Genomic DNA, 23,022 nt, shown 5'->3' with positions numbered 1-23,022 from the left:
ACAAAACCCATTCAAAACTGGGGAATTATTATCAACCAATTTTACCTTATTTTTGACCAAAGAATCAAAAACAAATAATCAATACAAAAAACAACTTACACAAAATTAGGGATAGTGTCAAAATCATTAACCTTATTTAGTATTTTGAATTTAATAAGACTATTGCTGATAATTTAATTATTATGCCCCTCGCTATTCAAAGTCTTCTTTCGGCTTTGTATGACAAATAAAATGTAGCTCCTTGGGGCAAATATTCATTTGTACCTATATAAAATGTTGTTTTTGAAACTGAAATATTTATAAAGTCAAAGCCAAGGGCTTGAAAACCTATTAACTTTGACTTTACAAACTTTAAGTTATTAGTTTAAAAATATGCCTTATTATTCTTCGTCCATTGTGCTAATGAAGTCATTTGAACAGGAAGTTTTTCTAATACTTCACTCATATTAGGATTGAATTTTGGTGGAAATTCTATTGCTTTTTGAAGACTTTCATAATAAGAAGCAACACCTGTTGCACCTGCCTCACCTACAAATGGTTTAAGTATATCGCCAAATTCTTTGGCAGGTTGTGTATAATACACTATTTTTTCACCTACACCTTTAGAAAACTGTTCCGCTAAATCATTTCCTTTTAGATTTTCTAACCCACTAATCTGGAAAGAATCTGCTTTAAGTTTGTCATTGTAAATTGCTTCAACAACAAAAGCACTTACATCTCTGGAAGCTATCCAACCAATAGGCATTGCTTCTGGTGTAGGGTAAGCCAGCTTCTTTTCGTTTTTCACAAAAGGTGCACAAAATGGCCCCAGCATATTTTCCATGTAAATAGTTGGTTGGATGATTACATAATTCAATCCGCTATTTTTTAAATAATCACTAATGTCCAATTTCACATCTTCACCGGGTATTCCTATTTTTTGGGGTGCTAACCAGCCACTTGTGTTCCATACGATTTTTTTAACTCCATTTGTCTTAGCTGCATCAATCACATTTTTGGCATATTGTAAGCCATCAAAAGGATTGGGTAAAGAAACAGGAACCATAAAAGATATCGCATCTATACCTTTGGTGATTTCCTGCATTGTATTTGCATCACTCATATTTGCCAAAATAGGTATTGCCCCTGCTTGTTTTAATTTCTCAAAACTTGTTGCAGAACTTGTTGCAGCAATTACTTCTGCTCCTTTTTTTTTACCTTCTGATATTACATTGAATTGTTGTGAACCTGTGGCTCCGAATACTAAAATTTTCATTTTATCCCGTTTTTAAATGTTATTGAATTGATTTTTCAGAACACTGAATTGTTATTTACTCTTTGATAAGCTTTGATAGCTATTTATCCCTTTTTCCTGATTGTGACATATTTCTTATTTAATTCAAAAATTATTTGTACAAAAGTATCAACCTACCTACTTTTGTACAAGTACTTACCTAAAAGTAAAGTACCTACCAAACGGTTAGAATAATTGATTATCAATGAATAAAAAATCTAAAATAATTTCACCTTGCGATGAAAAATGTCCTGTGAGAGCTTCTTTAACTCTGCTAAGTGGTAAGTGGACTTTGTTAATATTATTTCAAATCAACGAAAATGTGATACGATATGGCGAGCTAAAAAGGGCTATTCCAGGCATCAGCGAAAAAATGTTGATACAAGAACTGAATATGCTTGTGGAAAATAAATTAGTCAGCAAAAAAGTCTATCCTGAAATCCCTCCAAAGGTTGAGTATAGTCTGACTGAATTGGGATTGAAGACTTTACCCGTTGTAGATAAATTAGCTGAATTCGGTTTAGAGAATTTAGTTTGATGATCCAAAACATAAAGCACTCTTTGATACCGCTAAGTCTTTGATTTTATGAAGTAAAAGGGAATGAAAATAATGTAGCGACAATCCTTGCAGTTGTCGTTCTGTGTTTAATATTTGGGACAAAAAAGAAACAGTCGTCCGTAAAATACAAACGACTGTTTTGATTATTCTATACATAAACTCTATTCAAATATCGCTACGGCTCTTGTCCAGCCAGCACTTCCTCCTTTGATTTTAGCAGGAAAACAAGCTACTTTAAAACCAAATGGTGGCAATTGGTCAAGATTCGCCAATTTCTCAATCTGACAATACTCTTTTTCAATACCTACATAATGTGCTTGCCAAATTACGCCATCTCTTGGATTCGCTTTATAATCTGCTGCTTGAATGTGCAAAGGAATATCCCAACCCCAGCCGTCAGTTCCCATTACTTTAATGCCTTGGTCGATAAGCCAATGCGTTGCTTTGGCGGAAGCACCAACATGAATTTTCACGAAATCAGGATGATGCAAACGCTTGTCGGCATCGCAACGAATCAAGACAATATCAAAAGGCTTTAAAGTATAATTAATGGCAGCCAATTTTTCAATCAAATCTTCTGGCTCAAACATATAGCCATCAGGTTTATCGGTAAAATCTAACACTACGCCATCACGATAAAACCAATCTAAAGGCATTTCGTCAATGGTTCTTGAAGGTTTTCCTTCACAAGTGGGATAATAATGGTAAGGAGCATCTACGTGTGTTCCGCAGTGACTTGTTACGGTTAAAAACTCGCCTGCTGGACCATTTCCATTGATAAAAACATCTCCTTGAATACCTTCAAAGAGTTTTCCGCCCATTTTTTTTGCTCCTTCTTTGTGATCTTCATACACAATTTTGGTAGGAAGTGGTTCTTTAATTTCTTCAGAAATGGTTACTGAAAGATCTATTATTTTCATTTGAATAAACTATTTAAAACATGTATGCTTAATAATGAATGAATTGTATCAACAAGATTTAACCCAATAAAAGACACAGGTTTTAAAAACCTGTGTCTAAGCACTATTAAATCATTGTTGTATTTTGAATACTAAATCACCTTATTTCGTAAAACGCCAATTCCTTCTATTTCCAATTCAACCACATCACCAGGCTCAAGCGGACGGTGAACGGCAAAATTATTTTCAATCAAACTACCCCAGCCTACTGTTCCCGAACCTAAAATATCACCCGGCATCATGGTTACATTATTTTCAGAAGCACGTTCAATCATTTGTCCGAAAGTATAATAAACAGTATTATAATTACCTTCGCAGATTTGAACACCATTAATTTTTGAAGTCATTTTTAAATTAAAACGACCATTTTCACCCATGTACTGTTCCATTTCATCACTGGTAACGATACAAGGGCCAATGGCATTGGCAAAATCTTTGCCTTTGTGTGGACCAAGTGGAATCATCATTTCACGACGCTGAATGGCTCTGGCTGTCCAGTCGTTGAAAACTGTATAACCAAAAATATAGTCTTGAGCATCATCTGCTTTAATATCTTTGCCTTTTTTACCGATAATACAAGCGATTTCTAATTCAATGTCCATTTTCGTTTCGCCTTCTGGACGCTTGATTTCATCATCTGGGCCGTAAATGCCATGATGATTGGTAAAATAGAAAATCGGCATTTCGTACCATTCTTGTCCGATGGTATGTCCAAAAGATTTTGAAGCATTCAACATGTGCATTTCAAAACCGATATAATCTCTAAAACTTCTCGGATTAGGAAGTGGAGCTAAAAGCTGTACTTCTGATAATTGATAATGTGGCTGTACTTCGCCCAAAGACTTAATCACCTCGAAGTACTCCTCATGGTGGTCGATAAACGTAAGCATATCCGTTGGCAGTTTATTATTTGCCAAATTCATATCCACCACGCCATCGCCTTGAAGCCAACCTATACGGCTTTCGCCATTTGTATTTTTGAAAGTTACTAATTTCATAATAGCTTGGAGCTGTGAGCAATGAGCTAACAGCTTTTAAAAAATGGATAATTTGTCTTTCCCTTCGATTATTAATTGCTTCACAAAAAAGCTCAAGGCTGATAGCTTATTGCTTTCAGCTAAAGCTTAAATCGGCTCTGTTAATGCCATTCCTGTTTTACCCATCAACATTCCCATATTTGCTCCCTCTGGAAGGGCTTGGTCGTTGTATTCAAGTAATTCCCAAGCACCTAATGTTTCAGATACATCAACTACCATTTTGCAACGTTCATAACGACGTTTCATATAGCGTTCAAAGACATCAGTAAGCTCTCCCTCTTTTTGTAATTCCTCAACTAATACAACGGCATCTTCAATCGCCAACGCTGCCCCCGAACCTAACTGAGGAATAGTTGTATGAGCAGCATCTCCTAAAACAACCACGCTGTTTTTATACCAAGGTGCTGGCATTTTGAGCGTTTCTAATACTCGATAATTAACCAATTTAGCATCGGTAACTTGTGGTATTAATTCCTGAATAAGCGGAACGGGATAAGCCGACATATACGTTTTTAGCTTTTCAACCAATTGATTTTCAGGAATCAATGGATTATCACCCTCAGCAGAATTTACGAATATGTAACAAGTATCGGCTGTCATAGGAATGACACCCATTTTATGTTTTTTATTAAAGAAGATATAACCCGTATCTAAATTAGCAGGACGCTTAAAAGCATATCGCCACACAGACAAGCCAACATAGCTCAATTTAAACTCACCAAAAATAAGTTTACGTACTTTTGAGTTCACCCCATCGGCCGCAATCACGACATCATAACTACCCTTTGTACCATCTGTAAACGTAACATGAGCAACATTTAGCTGGTTGTCAATGGATTCAACCGTTACTCCCATACGGTATTTTAAACCAACTTTCTGAGCTTCTTCAAATAATATATCGTGTAAAATTTTACGTGATATTCCATTATGGCTCGGAAATTTACCGATTGGTGGAGTACCAGCTTCACCGATTTGAACACCATGTGGCAAGCATAATTTTACTTTTCCATAAGGAGAACCCCTTCGCATTGCTTCATCAGCCACACCGATGGCGTCTAAAGCTCTTAAAGCATTGGCTTGTTGTATGATACCTACTCCATAAACATTAAATTCTTTATGTAGCTCTATTAAATCTACCTCAAAACCAGCTTTTTTTAAACCAATAGCAACAGACTGCCCACCAATGCCAGCCCCTACTACTAAAATTTTCTTTACCATCTTTTTGATATTTATAAGATTGTTTTTAGACATGTATCAGGTATGAAAACATACAAACAAGCATTAAGTGGGCAGGCTAAATTTTAAAACTTTTAGCCATCAGATTTCATAAGAATAGGTTAGTAATCTGATGAAGATGACTAAAACTCCTTAAAAACCTGAAAGCCGATGCCCGAAAACTAAGTCTGCTGGGTTACTTAATACTTAATTATGCCTTAATTTTCTTAGCTATCCAGTCGTACATATTGAATGATTTTGTAAAATCATCAACAGAGCAGTGAGCCGAACCACTTTCATCTTTTGGCACAATTTCCAAGACGTGTTCGCAAGTAAGAGCCTCATTTACTTTATAAGCATTTTCTACAAAATTCTGACGGTCGTCCTCTCCATGCAAAATATAGGTGGGGCATTGAATTTTCTCAGCAACACCCTCCAATGTGAAATTTTTCAATCTTTCACGAGCCTCTGTCATAGTATCTGCACCCACAATGTGCTGTACAATTTCAGCTAAAGGGTGGTTATCAGGACGATTTTTCCAAATATCATAATACGACCAAACTGCCCCAAAAATCATACAGACCTTAAAACGTGGCTCAAACGCTGCACAACGAGCAGCCATATAGCCACCCATCGAAACAGCCCCAATACCTACACGAGAAGTATCAACGTGTTCACCAAGATTTTCAATGATATAATCTAAAACAGCCGTTCCGGGAACATCGTAGTCATAACGAGTATGCAAATGGTTCAATCTAAGCGAAGCTCCTTGTCCGGGGCCATCCACTGCCATCATCGCAATACCACGTTCGTTGAGGTGCTGTGCAATACCGAAATATAACTCTTCTGCCAAACTATCCAGCCCACCAAACATCACCATCACTGGAGGATTTACAACACCACTTGGTTTAAATAAATAAGCAGGTAAGAAAGAACCTTCAAAAGGGATTTCTAATTGCAGGGGTTTCTCATCAAACAAATCAATCGCTTTAATGAAAGCATCACGGCATTTTAAGTAATAAGGAATTTTACGTTCATCATGCAAAGTCATAAAAAACTCGCTTGTACGTAAATAATTGAAAGCCCTCAAATACGTTCTACGAGCAGAAACACTATGTCCTTCTTTTGCATAATTTTCTGCTAATTCATAGACTTTATCACCCATTTTAACCCAAGCTTTATTGAAACTTTCACGGTTAGCGGGGTCAATTTCACTTGCTACTTGTAATATTTCTGCAAATTCTCCTCCCCCATAATGAGCCTGCGTCAAAGCACGGTTCACTTGGTAAGAAGGCATATATTGATTAGGGAAATAATGCCACATTTTAATTATGAGTTATGAATTAATAATTATGAATTATTTTGAAAGATGAGCCTTATAAATTTGTCATTTAAGGCTATTTATCTTTCTTTTTTTTAATTGTGATAATAATACTTTTTAAGATTTTTAGAATTTCTAAAGCTTCTGAATAAATGGATTGAAAAGCGGCTTCGCTCAAATATTCGCTCTCTTTTAGTAATTCTAACCAGTAAAGAGTTTCATCACATTCTTTTTGTGCAATACTTAATTTATGAATAAAATCTGCTTCCGATTCTGCATTATGAGCTTCTCTCACATTTGCTCCAATCGAAGTGCTTGCTTTTAGAAACTGCTTTGAAATGACAAATTCTTTATGAGTATCTGTTAAATATCTATAAACTTTGACAGACCTTACTGCAAACTGAAAAGACTTTATTTTGATTACACTTTCTTTCTTTAATTCCATGATATTCAAATTGATAGAGTATGAGATATTCTTATTAAAGATAAAATCTTATTAAGTTGGAGCAAAACAAGACTCTATTTTAAAATTCATAACTCATAATTCATATCTACCTAAATATCCACCGGCTTATCCAATCCACCGACTTTGCCTTTTGCCATTTCTTCAAATGGATTGGTTAAGCCCCAAGCGTCGTTTGGATTGTCTTTTAAGTAATGTACATCTGGTCCGTGGTCTGGTGCGAAAACTAATCTTGCACAAGCATAAATCTCTAATAATACACCTGTGTGAGGCTCCATGATATAGAAGAAAAATCCTTCATCTGCTTTATGACGAGTAGGAGCTCCCCAAACACTTTTGTAACCTTTCTCTGTAAACCAATCCAAAGCCAACAATACTTCTTCACGGCTATCAAGGTTATAACAAAGATGGTTTACAACCCCTTGTCCCGGTTCTAAGTTAGGGTCAGAGAAAATAGCAATATCATGCGAAAGATTCCCCAAAGTCCATAAACCGCCGATTGGAGGAATATTATCGTCTAAGCGAATTTCATCAGGATTTTTAAAGCCCATTGCTTGCCAAAAAGCCTTTTCTTTGGCATATTGGAACTTGGCAACTAAATAAGTAAAGTGGTCAATTCTGCGTGGATTCGCCCCTTTTCTACGGTTACTTGAATATCTATCAGCATAAATACTTCCTTTTTCACCTGTTTCTCTCAACCATTTCACATCCCAGAATACTTCATGTTTATGTCCGTCTGGCGATTGAAATTTAAAAGCTTTTCCTCTACCTAAATCAGCTTCCAACCAACCTCTACCAGCACCGATACTTTCTAAGTAAGCAACGCAATCATCAAAAGCCTCAGCACTATCAGCTCTCCAACCGATACCACCCAAGCCTTTTACATCCGAACGAGTAATTTTGAGTGTATGGAAGAAATAATCACCCCAAGCTCTTAAATAAACAGAGTTTTCATCCTCTCCAGTTTTGTCCATCCCGACAATATCTGTGTAGAATCGAACAGTTTCTTCCAAGTTTGTACTGAGCAATTCAACATAAGCCAATTGCGATAAATAATGCGGATTCTTTGCCATTCTAATATTTGTATTATTTTAATATTTTTTGTTAAAATTACAACTCAAATAATTGCTTTTGTGAATCAAAAACAAGCTAATATTATTCAAAATCAATCATTTTAAGCGAAAGCACCACCATCAACAGGTAAAGCATGACCCGTCATAAAACTGGCTTCGTCTGAACATAACCATAGTGCCACATCTGCTACTTCCGAAGGTTGTCCCATGCGTTTCATTGCTTGGTAATTTTTGGCTGCTTCCAAGGCTTCGGGGTTGTATGCCAACTTCCTTCTTCCTTCCATAATCATTGGTGTTTCGATGGCAGTTGGGCAAATAGCGTTGATTCTGATGTTTTGGGTAGCATATTCGATAGCCGCCGTTTTTACTAAGCCCACTACTCCATGCTTAGAAGTAGCATAAGGAGAATTGTTCGGCTGTCCACGTAAGCCTGCTGCTGAGGCAATGGAAACAATGTTTCCGCCTCCTTGTTTTAGCATTTCTTCCAATAAAAATTTGATACAATACCATGTACCAATGAGGTTTACATGGATTTGATTCAACCATTCATCTTCGGGATATTCGTGCGTTGGCAAGGAAAGTCGCCCAGCAATACCTGCCGAAAGTACTGCACAATCAACCCGAGCGAACTTTTCAATTGACTGATTGATAAGGCTTTGTACTTCTGCTCTTTCTGCGATATTACATTTTACAAAAATGGCTTCCGCTCCCAGTCCTACAAGTTCGGCAACGGTAGCCATACCTGCCATTTCATTGACATCCGACACAATCACTTTTGCCCCTGATTCAGCAAAAGCCACAGCCGTTGCCTTACCAATACCCGAAGAAGCCCCCGTGACTAAGCATACCTTATTTTGAAATTTTTTCATTATTTTTGTCAAAAATGATGTTATGGAAGCCGTATTAAACTACTCTGATTTAGATACTGTTAATGGTATTTACTCGTATGCCGACTATTTAAGTTGGCGGTTTGAACAAGCTGTTGAATTGATAAAAGGTAAAATTTTACCAATGTCTGCTCCAAGCAGAAAGCATCAAGCGATTTCGAGAGAACTCAACGGGCTTTTTTATACACATTTCAAAAGCCATGCTTGTCAATTCTACGCTGCCCCTTTTGATGTCCGTTTGTATGACAAACAAAAATCAGCTTTGGCAAACAAAGATGTTTTGACCGTTGTCCAACCTGATATTTGTATCATTTGCGACCTTGAAAAATTGGACGACAAAGGTTGTTTGGGTTCACCTGATTTGGTGGTTGAGATTCTTTCTCCTGGCAATTCTTCAAAAGAAATGAAATTAAAAAAAGCTCTTTATGAAGAAAATGGCATCAGAGAATACTGGATTATCGACCCTGAACACGAAACTGCTTTCCAATTCCATTTATTAGAAAATGGGCTATACAGTCCCGCTTCTATTTATGCCAGTGATGATACTTTTGAAAGTGTCATTTTCCCAAACCTTTTTGTGGATTTGAACGAAATTTTCAGCAATGTTTAGTTTTAATTTCCATCGCTAATCGTTGTTCCTCCATCCACAATAATATTTTGCCCCGTCATAAATCCACCCGTTTTTGAAGCCAGAAGAAGTGCAACACCTGCTACTTCTTCTACTTTTCCAATCCTTCGTAAGGGTGTGAGTAGTACTCTTCTTTCCATCACTTCATTATTAGAAGTAAGCGGTTTGGCAAAATTAGTATCGATCACTCCGGGCGAAATGGCATTTACTCTGATGTTATCTGGACCAAATTCCACAGCAAGATTGCGAGCCAACTGAGCCAATCCAGCTTTTGAAATGCCATACATTCCTAAAGATTTATTACCCCGAACACCCGCAATACTTGCCAGAAAAATGATTGAACCCTCTTTGCTTTTTTGCATCTGAGGAATCACCAACTTACTGAGATAAATGATGCTTTGTAAATTGATTTGCATGGTTTTTTCAAAAATGTCTGCACTCATTTCTAAAAAAGACCCTGCCAATGCTACGCCTACGCAACTCACCAAAATATCTATCTTGCTAAACTTTACTATTGTTTCTTCAAAAAGGAAATCTATTTCTGCCTTAACAGCGACATCGCAAGGAATAGCAACTGCCTTGATATTTTTTTGTAAAAAATCCTCACAAGTATCTTCGCAAGCCTTTTTGTCGTTGCTTGAAATGATAATAGTAGCCCCATGTAAACCCAAAAGTTCGGCAATGGCTCTGCCCATGCCACTGCTCGAACCTGTGACAAGGGCTACTTTTCCTGTTAAATCAAATAAATCTTTCATCGCCAGTGAATCATTTTTTGTCCTGCTACTGGACTTTGGAAATAGGGTACTCTTGTTCCTCTCAAACTTCCTAAATACACTGTTTTCATATCTTTTCCGCCAAAACTCAAACTCGCCATCCACGGACAAAGTGTCCCTTGTACCGAAGCCAATATTTCGCCTGTCAAAGTTCTGTTTTCATAATGTTCAAAGAGGAGTTTTTTCGTAGCTGGATTGCTGTCGTCCAACAAAATCAATTCTTCCCCTTCTGGTGTAATCGCCGCCAATTGGTCTGTAAAAATCAAGGTTGTCCAAAGATTTCCATAAGAATCAAAAGCAAAACCGTCTGGAAAACCGCTCAATCGAGCATATACTTCTCTGCCGTACAAATCGCCATTTTCTTTTACTCTTAATCTTGAAATTTGGTGTGCCGTGCTTTCTACCACATACAACCATTCTTTGGCATCATCAAAGCGAATTTCGTTTGTTCCACAAAAACCTTCGGCAACGATTCTTACGCCTTTTTCGTCTATCAAAGCGATATAACCATCTGTTGCTCTGCTATTTAATTGTTCAGTCCACGGATTTGTACGAGTGGTTACTGTAAACCAAATTCTTCCTTTTGAATCTCTCAATGGGAAATTGGCTTTTCCCAAAGCTTTTCCCTCAATCTCCGTCACCAATGTCGTCAACTTGCCTTCGGCTGTCATCATTTCGATGTGGTCTGTTCCCCAATTGGCAATGATGAAATTACCTTTGGCATCAAAACACAAGCCGTTGGGTAAAGAACCTTGAGCCTGAACATAACGACTTTCATAAGATTGCGGATTTTGGATTTCGGATTTGGGATTTGGAGATTCTTTAAATGGCGTAATCAATGCTTGACTTCCGTCAGGATTTATTTTCATTACTCCGCCTCGGGCATCTGCCGTCCAAACTGTACCATTTGGTTCGGTCAGGATACATTCTGGACGTTGGAGTTCATGTCCAAGAAATTGTATTTCTTCACGATTAACCTTCCAGTTTTTAAGCGGATTTATATTTCGATGTTGAATGTGCATTAATAAATATTCTAATAATTTATACAACAAAACTACGTTATGATAACAATTTTTATTAATCAAAATAAAGCCAATAGTATTCAATAACAATACATTTTAATTAATTTGAGATTTTTTAGTACATTTTTATATTCAAACGTTTCGAATTTGCCTAGATTATGGCTTTCAGAAAAATTGATTTGAAAAAATTGAAGAAACAAAAAATGCTGTCAGCATTATATCCAACAGCATTTAACACACTATTAACCTACTATTATCCTATGTTTTTGATTGAAAAATGTTGCACAAAAGGCGGATTCAGAAAAAATGGACCAATCAACGCACGCCATTGTGTGAATAAATCAGAAGTTCTAAAACCAACCGTATGGTCTTCAAGCGTTTGCCAGTGAATCAACAACACATAACGATTGGTCTCTTCAATGCAATGTCTTACATCAATACTGATAAAACCATTTGACTGTGAAATTACTTTCATCGCTTTCGCTAAATTCGTTTCAAATTCAGCATTACTTTCGGCTTTAATATCTAAGGTTACAAGTTCTAAAATCATATTTTCTTTTTAAAAAAATTACTCCTAATTCATATTTCATAACTCATCATTACAAAAGCCTTCCTCCATCCACAGGAATAATACTTCCCGTAGTAAAAGTAAGATGCGTTGTTAAAACAAAAACCGTATTGGCAACATCTTCGGCAATCGCCAAACGACCTAAAGGCGTTTTGTCGATTTGTGTTTGCAAATATTGTGGGTCGATATTTTTAGAATACTCACCCAAAACCCAACCCGGCGAAACCGACACAACCCGAATATTGGGTGCTAAAGCACGAGCTAATGAACGAGTAATACTATCAATCGCCGCCTTTGAAGCACAATAAGCAACATTACTTCCGATACCAGAAATTGCAGCTATCGAAGAAATATTCACCACCAAAGCTTCTTTACTTTTCAACAACAAAGCTTTGCAAGCACGAATCATAGCGAAAGTACCACGCACATTAGTTTCTAAAATTCGGTCAATCCATTCGTCCGTCAAACCGTCTAAATCATCATGTGCTACGGGCGTTGTAATGCCTGCATTGTTCACCAAAACATCTAATTTGCCATACTTACTTTCTACAAAAGCGGCTAATTCCAACAAACGATTTGCATCATTTACAGGAGCATGAAAAACTGAATGCCCCTCTCCTATCAGCGAATTACAAAGCTTTTCGGCCTTTTCAAGATTTCCGTTATAAGTAATAATAACAGCGTAACCAGCCTCAGCAAATTTTTTACAAATTGCAGAACCAATACCTCCTGCTCCACCTGTTACTAAAACTGTTTTTTTGTTTTTCATTGAAATTTGTAATAAATATAAATTTTGAACGGTCCGCCGTAGCGGTTATGAATTATGAACTGCCCCTACAAGTATTTAATCTTTAAAAGTATCATTCATTTTATTCATGGATATTTTCTTTTTACAAAATGTAGAGGTAACCCTTGCCGTTACCTATTCTTTGTGAGAGCAAACGCAAGGGTTGCCAACATTTTGTTTGCGATAAAACACAACTGAAATCTGACTTCCAAAATTATTTCCCGTATCTTCTTACTCTTAAATCGGCTTGCTCTTGATGCCCTGCAAAGTTTTCAATTGCACATAATCTTGAGCAGTATTCACCTATCAAAGCACTGGCTTCATCCGTTTTAATTTCTTGATAAGTACAAGTTTTCAAGAATTTTCCAACCCATAAACCGCCTGTATAACGTGCCGCTTCTTTGGTTGGTAAAGTATGGTTTGTGCCGATTACTTTATCGCCAAATGCTACGTTGGTTCTTGCTCCTAAAAACAAACCGCCGTAATTGGTCATTTTTTCCAAAAACTCACGAGGATTTTCCGTCATTACTTGCACGTGTTCGCTGGCGATGCGGTCAGCTTCTGCAATTAATTCTTCTACGGTATCTACTAAAATTACTTGTCCGTAATCTCTCCAAGAAACACTTGCAATATCAGCCGTTGGCAATACTTTTAATTGCTTTTGAATTTCTTCTTCAATTCCTAATGCAATTGTCTTACTGGTAGTCAAAAGTACAGCAGGTGAAGTTGGACCATGTTCGGCTTGTCCCAAAAGGTCAGTGGCACACATTTCTACATCGCAAGTATCATCGGCAATTACTAAGGTTTCTGTCGGGCCAGCGAATAAATCAATCCCTACTTTTCCGAATAATTGTCGCTTCGCTTCGGCAACATAGGCATTGCCCGGCCCCACCAACATATCAACAGAAGCAACGGTTTCAGTTCCCAAAGCCATCATCGCAATGGCTTGAACACCTCCCAATAAATACATTTCATCAGCACCAGCTAAGTACATGGCGGCAATAGTTGCTTTCGGAATTTCTCCGTTGATAGGTGGCGTGCAAGCAATTACTCTTTTTACACCTGCGACTTTTGCCGTCAAAACGCTCATGTGTGCCGACGCAACCATTGGATAACGACCGCCCGGCACATAACAACCTACTGAGTTTACGGGAATATTTTTGTGTCCCAAGAAAACCCCTGGCAAAGTTTCTACTTCAACATCCTTGATGGCTTCACGTTGAATTTGGGCAAAATTTCTGATTTGCGTTTGAGCAAATTTGATGTCATTAATTACTTGTTCTGGCAAACTCGCCACAATCGCCTCAGCTTCTTCTGCACTAATTCTGAATTTTTCAGGCGACCATTTATCCAGTTTTTCAGAATATTCTCTCACGGCTTTATCGCCATTCAGAGCCACATTTTCTAACATGGATTCTACCAAAGCACGTACTTTTAAGTCGGCCTCTTTGCTTTCGGCATAAGTAATGCCTTTCTTGATTTGCTGAATCATTATTATAATATTTCTTTTAGATACTTATCAAAATCAAAAAATTGAACTGTTTATGATTTTCCAAGCTTCTTTTTGTGTCTGTATTTAATACAACAAAATTATGTTTAAATTATATTTTATTGTTATTCAAAAAGAAGCCAATATTATTCAATATCAATACTTGTGAATAGAAATTGATAATTTTTCAATCAATTTCTATTCACTGATACTGAATTCTGAGGTTATTTGTGCGTTTGAGCATCTACTACCGAAATCGCAATCATATTCACGATTTCACGAGTTGTACTTCCCAGTTGAAGTACGTGAACTGGCTTTTTGAGTCCGAGTAAAACAGGACCGATTTTCTCAATATCAGCCACTTCTTTTACTAAATTATAGGCAATGTTAGAAGCAGAAAGATTGGGGAAAAGTAAAATATTTGCTCCACCATTCACCAAATCACAGAAAGGATGATTTTCTTTCAACAATTCTGTATCAAAAGGTAAATGTGCTTGCATTTCGCCATCAACAATCATTTCTGGATGTTTCGCTTTCAACATGGCAACGGCTTTTCTCATTTTAATAGCATCTTCGCCATCGGCACTACCAAAGTTTGAATAAGTCAATAAAGCAATTCTTGGTTTGATATTGAATTTCTCTACTTCTTTCGCCGCCAGTTCTGCAATTTCTACTATTTCTTCTGCCGTTGGATTAAAATTCACCGTGGTATCCGCCAAGAATAATGGACCAAAACGACTCATTAAAATATACATTCCTGATACTTTTTTAACGCCAGCTTGTTTGCCAATCACTTGCAAAGCTGGTCGAACGGTATCAGGATAATTCCGAGTAGTTCCGCCAATCATGGCTTCGGCTTCACCTGCTTCCACCATCATCGAACCAAAGTAATTTCTTCTACGGATAGCATCGAAAGCCTCGGCTTTGTTGAAACCTTTTCGCTGACGTTTGGCAAAAAGTAATTCTCCGTAATTGTCAAGTCTTGCTTTTTCGGCTTCATTTTGTGGCAACATTGGGTCAATTATCGCTACATCACTTAAATTCAGCAAATTGTCTTGAATCAATTGTTTGATTTTAGAGACATTTCCCAATAAAATTGGCGTAGCAATGCCATCTTCTTGTACTTGTTGAGCAGCTTTTAAAACGGCTAAATTTTCAGCATCAGCCAACACTACTCGCTTAGGATTTTGCTTCGCTTTATTGATAATCACTTTTGTCAAAGTATTATCCAAGCCCAAACGTTTTGATAATTGCGTTTCGTAAGCGTCCCAATCTGTAATCGGGAATTTTGCCACACCCGAATCCATCGCCGCTTTTGCAACGGCTGGGGCTACCGTTGTCAATAAACGTGGGTCAACGGGTTTAGGAATGATGTACTCTTTGCCAAAAACCAAATTGTCTTTGCCATAAGCCATGTTCACCATGTCGGGAACAGGTTTTTTAGCCAAAGCAGCCAAAGCTTTCACGGCTGCTAATTTCATTTCTTCGTTGATTACTTTTGAACGAACATCTAAAGCACCTCTGAAAATATAGGGAAAACCCAAAACATTATTTACTTGGTTAGGATAATCACTTCTGCCAGTAGCAAAAATTATGTCTTCACGAGCAGCCATTGCTTCATGATAAGGAATTTCTGGTGTTGGATTCGCCATTGCAAAGACAATGCAGTCTTTTGCCATCGGTTTTACCATTTCTTGTGTCAAAACATTACCTTTTGACAAGCCCACAAAAACGTCTGCTCCGACCAAAGCTTCTGTCAGAGTAATTTCAGCAGGAAAGTTTCCGTTAGCAAATTCCTTTTTCTTTCCGTCCAAATTGGTTCTACTTGGATGAATCAATCCCTTTGAATCGAACATCAAAATATTTTCTTTGCTCGCTCCCAAACTAACATACAATTTTGTGCAAGAACTTGCCGACGCTCCTGCTCCGTTGACGATAATTTTTACTTTGGCAATATCTTTTCCGACCAATTCCAAAGCATTCAGCAAAGCAGCGGCTGAAATAATTGCCGTGCCGTGTTGGTCGTCGTGCATGACAGGAATGTCCATTTCCGCTTTTAAACGTTCTTCAATTTCAAAACATTCTGGAGCTGAAATATCTTCTAAATTTACGCCACCAAAAGTTGGTTCTAATAATTTTACGGTTCTGACAAACTCGTCAACGTTTTTGGTATTGATTTCCAAGTCGAATACATCAATATCAGCGTAAATTTTAAAGAGTAAGCCTTTGCCTTCCATTACTGGTTTACTTGCTCCTGCTCCGATGTCGCCTAAACCTAAAACTGCCGTTCCATTTGAAATTACGGCAACTAAGTTTCCTTTAGCAGTATATTTATAAATATCTTCTGGATTTTCAGCAATTGCCAAACAAGGTTCGGCTACTCCCGGCGAGTAAGCCAAGGTTAAATCTCGTTGCGTTGCAGTTTCTTTAGAGGGAATTACTTCAATTTTGCCCGGACGACCTTTGGCATGATAATGAAGTGCTTCTTCTTTTAGGGTTTTGTTGGTGGTCATTGTATTTTAATTTTTGCTGTAAACGATAGGCTTTAGGCTATAAGCTTTTTGTTTTACTTGCCTAAAGCTTATAGCCTACCGCCTAAAGCCCTTTGTTTTCTTTAATAATTTTTTGATACTCGTAAAAACTCTGTTTGGGGGTACGTTCTTGCGTAGCGAAATCTACGTAAATCAAGCCCAAGCGTTTGGTGTAACCTGAAACCCATTCAAAATTGTCCCAGCCACTCCAAACCGTGTAGCCAAAAAGATTTACGCCTTCCTTTTTAGCTTTCAAAGCCCATTCTACATGGCGTTTAATATAATCCGTTCTCAATGGGTCGTTGACTTTTCCATTTACTTTTACGTCTTCCGATACAAAACCAGTCCCGTTTTCTGTAATAATTACTTGCGGATTGCCATAATCATTCTTTAAACGCATCAACATTTTGTATAAATACTCTGGTCTAACAGGCCCAACATTTGATTTTACTTCATCAGGATTATTATCCAACCATTTCAAAGACATCGCAGAATCTTCTCCTTTTACGATGGCAGGAGCGTAAAAATTAATGCCTAAAAAATCTGGTTTATTAGCTCCAATAAACGCCATTTCTTCGGTACTTGGCTTAAAAGTTGGATTATATTTCGCCAAAGAATCTAATGCCATTTTTGGATATTTGCCTTTATAAAGTGGTTCTAAAAACAAACCATTTATCAGAACATCTTGAAATTCAGCCGTTTTTTGGTCAGTTACTTTTTTCTCGTCCCACGGAGCAGCAGGATTTACATTCAACACAATCCCAATTTGTCCTTTCAGCTTTAAATCATGATAAAGTTTAATGACTCTGGCATTGGCAATCAACTGACGATGAGCTTTTTGCATTTGGCTCATGTAATATTCTTTTTCGGGCAATTTATTATTTTGAGCATTCAGCATATTTTCTACCAGAAAAAACTCAATATAAGGTTCGTTGAAAGTAATGAAATGTTTGATTTTCTTTCCAAAATGGTTAATCACCACAGAAGCATAATTATAATACCAATTTTCCATCTCAGGATTTCCCCAACCACCTTTTTGCAATAAAACCGCAGGATAATCGAAGTGATAAATCGTCACCAAAGGCTCGATGCCAGCGGCGAGTAAATCATCAAAAAGTTGGTCGTAATGAGCTAAAGCCTTTTCATTTACTGTTCCTACTCCATCTGGAATAATCCTTGACCAATCCAAAGACATTCGATAAGCATTTATGCCCAATTCTTTCATCAACTCAATATCTTTCAAGTATTGCGTGCGGTCATACATATTGATTGCCACATTTCCCGTTTGTTTTTCGCCAATCGTAAATTGTGTAATGCCTACTTTATTGGTCAGAAGATCCCATTTAGATTCTCCTTTTCCATCCACTTGATAATTTCCATCGACCTGATATGCGGCAGTAGCAACGCCCCAAAAAAATGGCTTCTTCTTTTGTGCATACACAAAATTGACTGCCAAACAGAGCAATAAAAAGAGTTTTTTGTTCATCATGATTGATAATTTTTAATTGAAAATTGATTGTGATTGATTAAGTAAGGACAAGGCAAAGCCAAGGTGACATCCGTCGAAAGACTCACAATTGACTTTGTTTTTACGATAAAACTTTAAATGCTTTTAATAAAGATTTGTATATTTTGGGACTCAAAACGGGTTTGTTTCGAGTCCCTTTTTTATTTCAATTAATAACTAATTCCTTCGCCAAACTTAAATAAAGCATAGCCTTTGGGTTTCAAATAACCCGGTACATCTGATTGATTTTCAGCAACAGCTTTTTCAGAAACAGGTGTTGTAAATGGCATTTTCCCTGTTGGATTGAAAGCCCCCGTCACAACGTCGATTAAAGCGTCGCTTGTTGTGCCAAAAGTGGCTAAAACTGATTTCAGATTGTTCCCTCCTATTTCGTCAATCACCCACGGATTTGTAAAATTGATGGCGACAATCGTCGGTTTTGCTTGAATAATTTCGTTGACATGAGCAACATCAATTTTATTTTTTGATAAACTCAATTCAATAGGTTTGCCTTGTGAGCTAAACAAACTTCCACCATTCGGAATCAACCAAAGTAACACCACATCCGCTTCTTCTTTACTTCCTACAAATTCAATGTTAGGATTCTGGATATTAGGTTTATTCACAGTAATAGGATTTTTGGTTCTTCCATTATCATAATACGTTTCAAAATAAACTTTAGTCTTTTTCGCAATTGGTAAAAGTTTATCTTCATTACGCAACAATACAATTGATTTTCTTAATGCTAAATCGCCTTTTTTCTGAAAATCAGCATTGCCAACGGTTTTTACAGCCGTCTCTACGTCCACATAAGGGTTTTCAAAAAGACCCAATTGAAACTTTTCACGAAGTAAACGAGTAATTGATTCATTGATTCTTTCTTCCGAAACCAAACCTTTTTTCACTGTCTCCAACAATAAAGAAGGGTCGGCACCTCCAGAGAAAATATCTACGCCTGCATTAATTGCTTTTTGATAACGTTCCAAAATTGTCAGATTTTCAACGCCCCAAGGCATCATGTCAATTGGACCAGTATCAGAATTGATAATGCCTTTGAATCCCAATTGCTTTCTTAACAAATCTTGAATAATGGCTTTGTTATAAGAAAAACCCACTTCTTCAAATTCTTTGCCTTTGGGAGCAGAATAATAAGGCATGATAGAGGAAGTACCTGCCGCAATAGCCGCTTTGAAAGGTTTTAAATGATATTCAAACATTCCACCCGGATAATGAGCATTTTTTCCCCAATCGAAGTGCGAATCCTGTCCGCCTACTTGTGGCCCGCCACCCGGAAAGTGTTTGGTCGTCATTGCTACCGAGCTTTTACCCAATTTTACTCCTTGAAAACCCAGTACAATTTCACGAATCATGTCGGAAGTTAAATCTGCATTTTCGCCAAAAGTACCTTCGATTCTTTGCCAACGTGGTTCGGTCGATAAATCCGCCATGTACATATAGCCTTTGCGTAAACCAACTGCCGACCATTCTTTTCCAGCAATTTCTGCAAATTCACGAGTAAGTTTTAAATCACGCATGGCGGCTAAACCTAATTCTCCGGGCCATTTCGAGAAAACCGTTGTACCAACACTCAAGCCAATTGAAGCGTCAATCGTTACGTGGTTTCGTGGGTTAGAAGCTACCACGGCAGGGATTCCCAATCTTGAGCTTTCGCACAAAGCTTGTAAATTATTCGACCACTCCGCCATAATTTTTGCATTGGTGTTAGCTCTTAAAATAAAGTGACGCAAGTGAAAATTCATAACGCCTTTGGTAGTTCCAGCCGCCGACATCGTTGGCACTGGCAAAGGTTTACGAGTAAACATATTGATAGGCTGCATCAAATCTTCTTCGTTGAAACCGCTTGAGATTTCAGCTTTTGGGGCATTCGGTTGGAAAGAATAATCACCAGCCAAGCGAGTGGTACTAATCACCATAAAGCCGATTTTTTCCTCTAAAGTCATTTGGTTTACCAAATTCTTTACTCTTAGATCAATCGGTAAACGCCAATCTTCATACTGGTCTAATTTACCGTTTTTGTTCAAATCTTTAAATTCAAAATTCTTTACTTTAAGCAAAGCCACACTACGTTTCCCGAGTGAAGGTTGAATTAATTTTTGAGCATTTAAACTTAATGTTAGTAATACTTGGAGTAGCGAAATAGAGCCAAATCTTAAACAAGTTCTCATATCTTACATTGGTTTTTTAAAAACAATCAATTTTTTGGAAATACCTTTTCTGATTATCTAAGACCTTAAAATAAGGTTAATTAGTACAAAAGGATTATTTCACAAAGCCACACAGAATAAGATTATACTTATTTTTTCTCGAAAAAATCATATTAAAATTGAAATTCATAACAGTTATATTAAAGTAAAAATAATGTTGTTTTTGATGGGCAAAAGAGAATAAAATAGCGTCAAAACTGAATAAGATTTTTATAAAATGACTTTTTTAAGACTGTATTTTCTCAATAGGGCTGGACTTAAGCCCTATTGAGAAAAAGGTGAGGTCAATAACCAAAGAATATTTTGCTGAACTATATTCTGAGATAATCTCTTGATTTTCTTAAATTAACCTAATGTTTATTTAATAAATCTAGTCGTTCTAGCGTCTTTGATGACTCCTTTCCAGTTCAAGCCAAACCCAAAATCATACAGATTTCCTTCCGAATCTTTGTGTGGTTTCATATCGTAAGGAACGTCTTCTGCTTGTTTCTCAACCGTTACCATATCGGCTGGCATTTGCATCGGTAAAAGTGCCGAAGGTTCTGATTTCCCTGAAATAATATCCAAAAGTGCTTGGTCTTGTACGCCAAAATTTACCAAAATCGCAGAAGCAGATGATTCAATTTCCGAGAAAACCATTGGATTTGTAGTATTTACAGACACAATTACTGGCTTGTTTTTCATTTTAGCCTTAGTATCTACCACCAATTGAGCATCAGTAACATTGGCTGTTTTAGTTGTTTTATTTTTATAGCCACGGTTGGTAAAGTTTTCCATTGGGTCGCCTCCAGCAATACTTTTTTCACGAGCTTCCGTAGCGGTATAATCATTGTACTGCAAACTGATTGGAATATAACCATTTCCACCGTTTTTCAAATCTTCTTTATCATAGCCCATTGTTGCCGTTGGATTTTGAATAAATACTACTGCAAAATCAGCCTCATCAGCATTATCTGTTACGTTGAAATACTTTTTCACCAAGTCTAAACTTACAGGATAATCCGTCGAAGCGGGACTTTCCATGCCTAAGAAATTACGACTTGCAGGAGTGTAACGCTTAGGTATATACACCGTTTTTTTCGTTGTAATTGGCAAAGCTTGACTTTGATTTTTCAAGAGAACTACAGATTTCAATTGTGTTTCATAACCTGCTTTCATAAATTCAGGTTTTCCGACAATCGCTTTCGTTTCTTCTGGAATCAAATATGGATTTTCAAAAACACCTACTCTGAAAATATTACGCAACAAACGAACAGCAGATTGCTCAATTCTTGCTCTCATTTTAGCTTCACCGTGTTCTTTTACGCCCATTTTGTAAGCTTCAATCACAGGTTTTGCATCGTTATTTCCTCCAAATTGGTCAACACCTGCCATTAATATTTTGTAGTGACGTTCCGCAAGCGAAAGGTTTTCAACTCCCCAAGATTTTCCATCAATAAAAACATCCATCGCTTTGTGGTCGCCAGTAACCAACCAGTCGGTACAAACTACGCCATCGTATTTATACTTTGTTCTTAATAAATCGCTGATGATGTACTTGTTATAATTATTCGCTACGTTTTCGCCATTCTTTTTATCTTGATTCCAAGAAATGGTATAATAAGGCATTACAGCCGAAGCCATTTGAGTTTTACCTTTTAATTTGAATGCTCCTTTAATAAATGGAATCATGTGAGCATCAAAATTATTGCCCGGATAAACTGCGAATTTACCATTTGCATAGTGAGCGTCACGTCCTGCTTCGCCAGAACCACCACCCGGCCAGTGTTTTACCATCGCATTTACGCTACCTAAACCCCAACCGCTGTTAGTTGATTTACTCCCTAAAGAAGTTTGAAATCCATCACAATACGCTTGTGCCATAGCAGCCGATAACAAAGGACTTTCGCCAAAAGTACCGTTAAATCTTGCCCAACGTGGCTCGGTTGCAATATCTACTTGTGGCGAAAGAGCCGTAGTGATACCTAAAGCACGGTACTCTGCTGCTGCTACTTCACCGAATTTCTGAACTACCGAAGGGTCAAAAGTAGCCGCCAAACCCAATGAACTTGGCCACATCGAAATTTCACCGCCTGATGCTGCATCGTATTCTGCTCTTGCCTTTGTGCCATGACGTGGGTCAGTACTGTTGTTGGCAGGAATACCAGCACCAACACTTTCGCAATAAGCTTGTAATTTATTGTTCCACTGTGCCGCAATTTCTGGACTTTGTACCGTAGTAATCAACACGTGACGAAGATTATCTTCTTTTAAGAATTTCTTTTGTTGGTCTGTTAAATCACTTGGATCAACTTCGCCTTCTTTGAAAGGCTTGCCATTATAAGTACCCGCAAAATAACCTCCAGCACGAGCAGGAATCGACTGATGAGCTGAATACAACATCAAGCCAGCAATTTCTTCAATACTCAGCTTGCTTGCTAAATCTTTGGCTCTTACATCATAAGGTAAACGCCAGTCTTCATATTTGTCTAATTTACCATTTTTGTTTAAATCCTTAAAAGCCAAACCATTGACAGTTAATATTTTAGTCCCAGAAGCAGGTGAATAACCCAGTTTTTGTCCCCCTTGATTTTGAATAAGACTAAATGTCCCTTTTGAGGTTTCGCTCCATTTTTTTTGAGCAACAACCGACATTGAAGCACAAAGCAACACAGCTGAAGTAAAAAAAGATATTTTCATTTTATGTATTAAGGATAATGTTAAGA

Annotated in this window: 19 protein-coding genes; 2 read left to right on the top strand and 17 right to left on the bottom strand. The window is 37.4% G+C overall.

What is annotated here, in order from left to right; all coding sequences use genetic code 11:
* Positions 1-364: 364 nt before the first annotated feature.
* Positions 365-1,255, bottom strand: coding sequence for an SDR family oxidoreductase (locus tag VB776_RS20150; protein ID WP_323698670.1), 891 nt, complete (start codon positions 1,253-1,255; stop codon positions 365-367).
* Between the two features lie 223 nt (positions 1,256-1,478).
* On the opposite strand from VB776_RS20150, the gene VB776_RS20145 reads away from it, so the two are divergent.
* On the top strand, positions 1,479-1,811 hold the full coding sequence (locus tag VB776_RS20145) for a winged helix-turn-helix transcriptional regulator (protein ID WP_323698669.1): 333 nt from the start codon (positions 1,479-1,481) through the stop codon (positions 1,809-1,811).
* 182 nt (positions 1,812-1,993) lie between these two features.
* On the opposite strand, the gene VB776_RS20140 is transcribed toward VB776_RS20145, so the two are convergent.
* The 7 genes from VB776_RS20140 to VB776_RS20110 all read right to left on the bottom strand — a co-directional run bounded on the left by VB776_RS20140 (position 1,994) and on the right by VB776_RS20110 (position 8,769).
* Positions 1,994-2,752, bottom strand: coding sequence for a cyclase family protein (locus tag VB776_RS20140; RefSeq protein WP_323698668.1), 759 nt, complete (start codon positions 2,750-2,752; stop codon positions 1,994-1,996).
* Positions 2,753-2,883: 131 nt separating this feature from the next.
* Positions 2,884-3,789 carry a fumarylacetoacetate hydrolase family protein gene (locus VB776_RS20135; RefSeq protein ID WP_323698667.1) on the bottom strand — a complete coding sequence of 302 codons (906 nt, stop codon included), beginning with the start codon at positions 3,787-3,789 and terminating at the stop codon, positions 2,884-2,886.
* 126 nt (positions 3,790-3,915) lie between these two features.
* Complete coding sequence (locus tag VB776_RS20130; RefSeq protein ID WP_323698666.1) at positions 3,916-5,046, bottom strand: FAD-dependent monooxygenase; 1,131 nt, start codon at positions 5,044-5,046, stop codon at positions 3,916-3,918.
* A gap of 208 nt (positions 5,047-5,254) precedes the next feature.
* Positions 5,255-6,367, bottom strand: coding sequence for an alpha/beta hydrolase family protein (locus tag VB776_RS20125; RefSeq protein ID WP_323698665.1), 1,113 nt, complete (start codon positions 6,365-6,367; stop codon positions 5,255-5,257).
* A gap of 73 nt (positions 6,368-6,440) precedes the next feature.
* On the bottom strand, positions 6,441-6,809 hold the full coding sequence (locus tag VB776_RS20120; protein ID WP_323698664.1) for a four helix bundle protein: 369 nt from the start codon (positions 6,807-6,809) through the stop codon (positions 6,441-6,443).
* Positions 6,810-6,919: 110 nt separating this feature from the next.
* Positions 6,920-7,900: a catechol 1,2-dioxygenase gene (locus VB776_RS20115; protein WP_323698663.1), complete on the bottom strand. Its 981-nt coding sequence runs from the start codon at positions 7,898-7,900 to the stop codon at positions 6,920-6,922.
* Between the two features lie 101 nt (positions 7,901-8,001).
* Entirely contained in the window at positions 8,002-8,769 is a 768-nt protein-coding gene (locus VB776_RS20110) for an SDR family NAD(P)-dependent oxidoreductase (protein WP_323698662.1), read from the bottom strand.
* Positions 8,770-8,791: 22 nt separating this feature from the next.
* Here VB776_RS20110 and VB776_RS20105 point away from each other — a divergent pair, with 22 nt between their 5' ends.
* The gene (locus tag VB776_RS20105) at positions 8,792-9,397 is read left to right on the top strand and encodes a Uma2 family endonuclease (protein ID WP_323698661.1); all 606 of its coding nucleotides are present in this window, start codon (positions 8,792-8,794) and stop codon (positions 9,395-9,397) included.
* Positions 9,398-9,399: 2 nt separating this feature from the next.
* Here VB776_RS20105 and VB776_RS20100 read toward each other — a convergent pair whose 3' ends face one another.
* The 9 genes from VB776_RS20100 to VB776_RS20060 form a co-directional block, all read right to left on the bottom strand.
* Entirely contained in the window at positions 9,400-10,170 is a 771-nt protein-coding gene (locus VB776_RS20100; RefSeq protein ID WP_323698660.1) for an SDR family NAD(P)-dependent oxidoreductase, read from the bottom strand.
* Complete coding sequence (locus VB776_RS20095) at positions 10,167-11,294, bottom strand: SMP-30/gluconolactonase/LRE family protein (RefSeq protein ID WP_323698659.1); 1,128 nt, start codon at positions 11,292-11,294, stop codon at positions 10,167-10,169. The genes VB776_RS20100 and VB776_RS20095 overlap by 4 nt, the downstream gene beginning before the upstream one ends.
* Before the next feature lie 169 nt (positions 11,295-11,463).
* Positions 11,464-11,760 (bottom strand): antibiotic biosynthesis monooxygenase family protein, encoded by a 297-nt coding sequence (locus tag VB776_RS20090; protein WP_323698658.1) that lies wholly within the window; start codon positions 11,758-11,760, stop codon positions 11,464-11,466.
* Between the two features lie 49 nt (positions 11,761-11,809).
* A complete protein-coding gene (locus VB776_RS20085; protein WP_323698657.1) occupies positions 11,810-12,547 on the bottom strand; it encodes an SDR family NAD(P)-dependent oxidoreductase in 738 nt (245 codons plus the stop codon).
* Between the two features lie 232 nt (positions 12,548-12,779).
* Positions 12,780-14,057 (bottom strand): histidinol dehydrogenase, encoded by a 1,278-nt coding sequence (hisD, locus tag VB776_RS20080; protein ID WP_323698656.1) that lies wholly within the window; start codon positions 14,055-14,057, stop codon positions 12,780-12,782.
* A 221-nt stretch (positions 14,058-14,278) separates the two neighbouring features.
* The gene (locus VB776_RS20075; protein WP_323698655.1) at positions 14,279-16,567 is read right to left on the bottom strand and encodes an NADP-dependent malic enzyme; all 2,289 of its coding nucleotides are present in this window, start codon (positions 16,565-16,567) and stop codon (positions 14,279-14,281) included.
* An 82-nt stretch (positions 16,568-16,649) separates the two neighbouring features.
* Positions 16,650-18,074 (bottom strand): glycoside hydrolase family 1 protein, encoded by a 1,425-nt coding sequence (locus VB776_RS20070; protein ID WP_323698654.1) that lies wholly within the window; start codon positions 18,072-18,074, stop codon positions 16,650-16,652.
* A gap of 188 nt (positions 18,075-18,262) precedes the next feature.
* Positions 18,263-20,278, bottom strand: coding sequence for a glycoside hydrolase family 3 protein (locus VB776_RS20065; RefSeq protein WP_323698653.1), 2,016 nt, complete (start codon positions 20,276-20,278; stop codon positions 18,263-18,265).
* 396 nt (positions 20,279-20,674) lie between these two features.
* Positions 20,675-22,996, bottom strand: coding sequence for a glycoside hydrolase family 3 protein (locus VB776_RS20060; RefSeq protein WP_323698652.1), 2,322 nt, complete (start codon positions 22,994-22,996; stop codon positions 20,675-20,677).
* Positions 22,997-23,022 lie beyond the last annotated feature (26 nt).

It is taken from the genome of Arcicella gelida, from assembly GCF_034931025.1.
GTDB classification, from domain to species: domain Bacteria; phylum Bacteroidota; class Bacteroidia; order Cytophagales; family Spirosomataceae; genus Arcicella; species Arcicella gelida.
Note: the sequence above shows the minus strand (reverse complement) of the source record. Positions and strands in the feature narration are given on the sequence as shown.

Excerpts from the sequence above, each read along its gene's own strand:
- VB776_RS20150 (WP_323698670.1), bottom strand. The coding sequence starts at position 1,255 with ATGAAAATTTTAGTATTCGGAGCCACAGGTTCACAACAATTCAATGTA.
- VB776_RS20145 (WP_323698669.1), top strand. The coding sequence starts at position 1,479 with ATGAATAAAAAATCTAAAATAATTTCACCTTGCGATGAAAAATGTCCT.
- VB776_RS20140 (WP_323698668.1), bottom strand. The coding sequence starts at position 2,752 with ATGAAAATAATAGATCTTTCAGTAACCATTTCTGAAGAAATTAAAGAA.
- VB776_RS20135 (WP_323698667.1), bottom strand. The coding sequence starts at position 3,789 with ATGAAATTAGTAACTTTCAAAAATACAAATGGCGAAAGCCGTATAGGT.
- VB776_RS20130 (WP_323698666.1), bottom strand. The coding sequence starts at position 5,046 with ATGGTAAAGAAAATTTTAGTAGTAGGGGCTGGCATTGGTGGGCAGTCT.
- VB776_RS20125 (WP_323698665.1), bottom strand. The coding sequence starts at position 6,367 with ATGTGGCATTATTTCCCTAATCAATATATGCCTTCTTACCAAGTGAAC.
- VB776_RS20120 (WP_323698664.1), bottom strand. The coding sequence starts at position 6,809 with ATGGAATTAAAGAAAGAAAGTGTAATCAAAATAAAGTCTTTTCAGTTT.
- VB776_RS20115 (WP_323698663.1), bottom strand. The coding sequence starts at position 7,900 with ATGGCAAAGAATCCGCATTATTTATCGCAATTGGCTTATGTTGAATTG.
- VB776_RS20110 (WP_323698662.1), bottom strand. The coding sequence starts at position 8,769 with ATGAAAAAATTTCAAAATAAGGTATGCTTAGTCACGGGGGCTTCTTCG.
- VB776_RS20105 (WP_323698661.1), top strand. The coding sequence starts at position 8,792 with ATGGAAGCCGTATTAAACTACTCTGATTTAGATACTGTTAATGGTATT.
- VB776_RS20100 (WP_323698660.1), bottom strand. The coding sequence starts at position 10,170 with ATGAAAGATTTATTTGATTTAACAGGAAAAGTAGCCCTTGTCACAGGT.
- VB776_RS20090 (WP_323698658.1), bottom strand. The coding sequence starts at position 11,760 with ATGATTTTAGAACTTGTAACCTTAGATATTAAAGCCGAAAGTAATGCT.
- VB776_RS20085 (WP_323698657.1), bottom strand. The coding sequence starts at position 12,547 with ATGAAAAACAAAAAAACAGTTTTAGTAACAGGTGGAGCAGGAGGTATT.
- hisD (WP_323698656.1), bottom strand. The coding sequence starts at position 14,057 with ATGATTCAGCAAATCAAGAAAGGCATTACTTATGCCGAAAGCAAAGAG.
- VB776_RS20075 (WP_323698655.1), bottom strand. The coding sequence starts at position 16,567 with ATGACCACCAACAAAACCCTAAAAGAAGAAGCACTTCATTATCATGCC.
- VB776_RS20070 (WP_323698654.1), bottom strand. The coding sequence starts at position 18,074 with ATGATGAACAAAAAACTCTTTTTATTGCTCTGTTTGGCAGTCAATTTT.
- VB776_RS20065 (WP_323698653.1), bottom strand. The coding sequence starts at position 20,278 with ATGAGAACTTGTTTAAGATTTGGCTCTATTTCGCTACTCCAAGTATTA.
- VB776_RS20060 (WP_323698652.1), bottom strand. The coding sequence starts at position 22,996 with ATGAAAATATCTTTTTTTACTTCAGCTGTGTTGCTTTGTGCTTCAATG.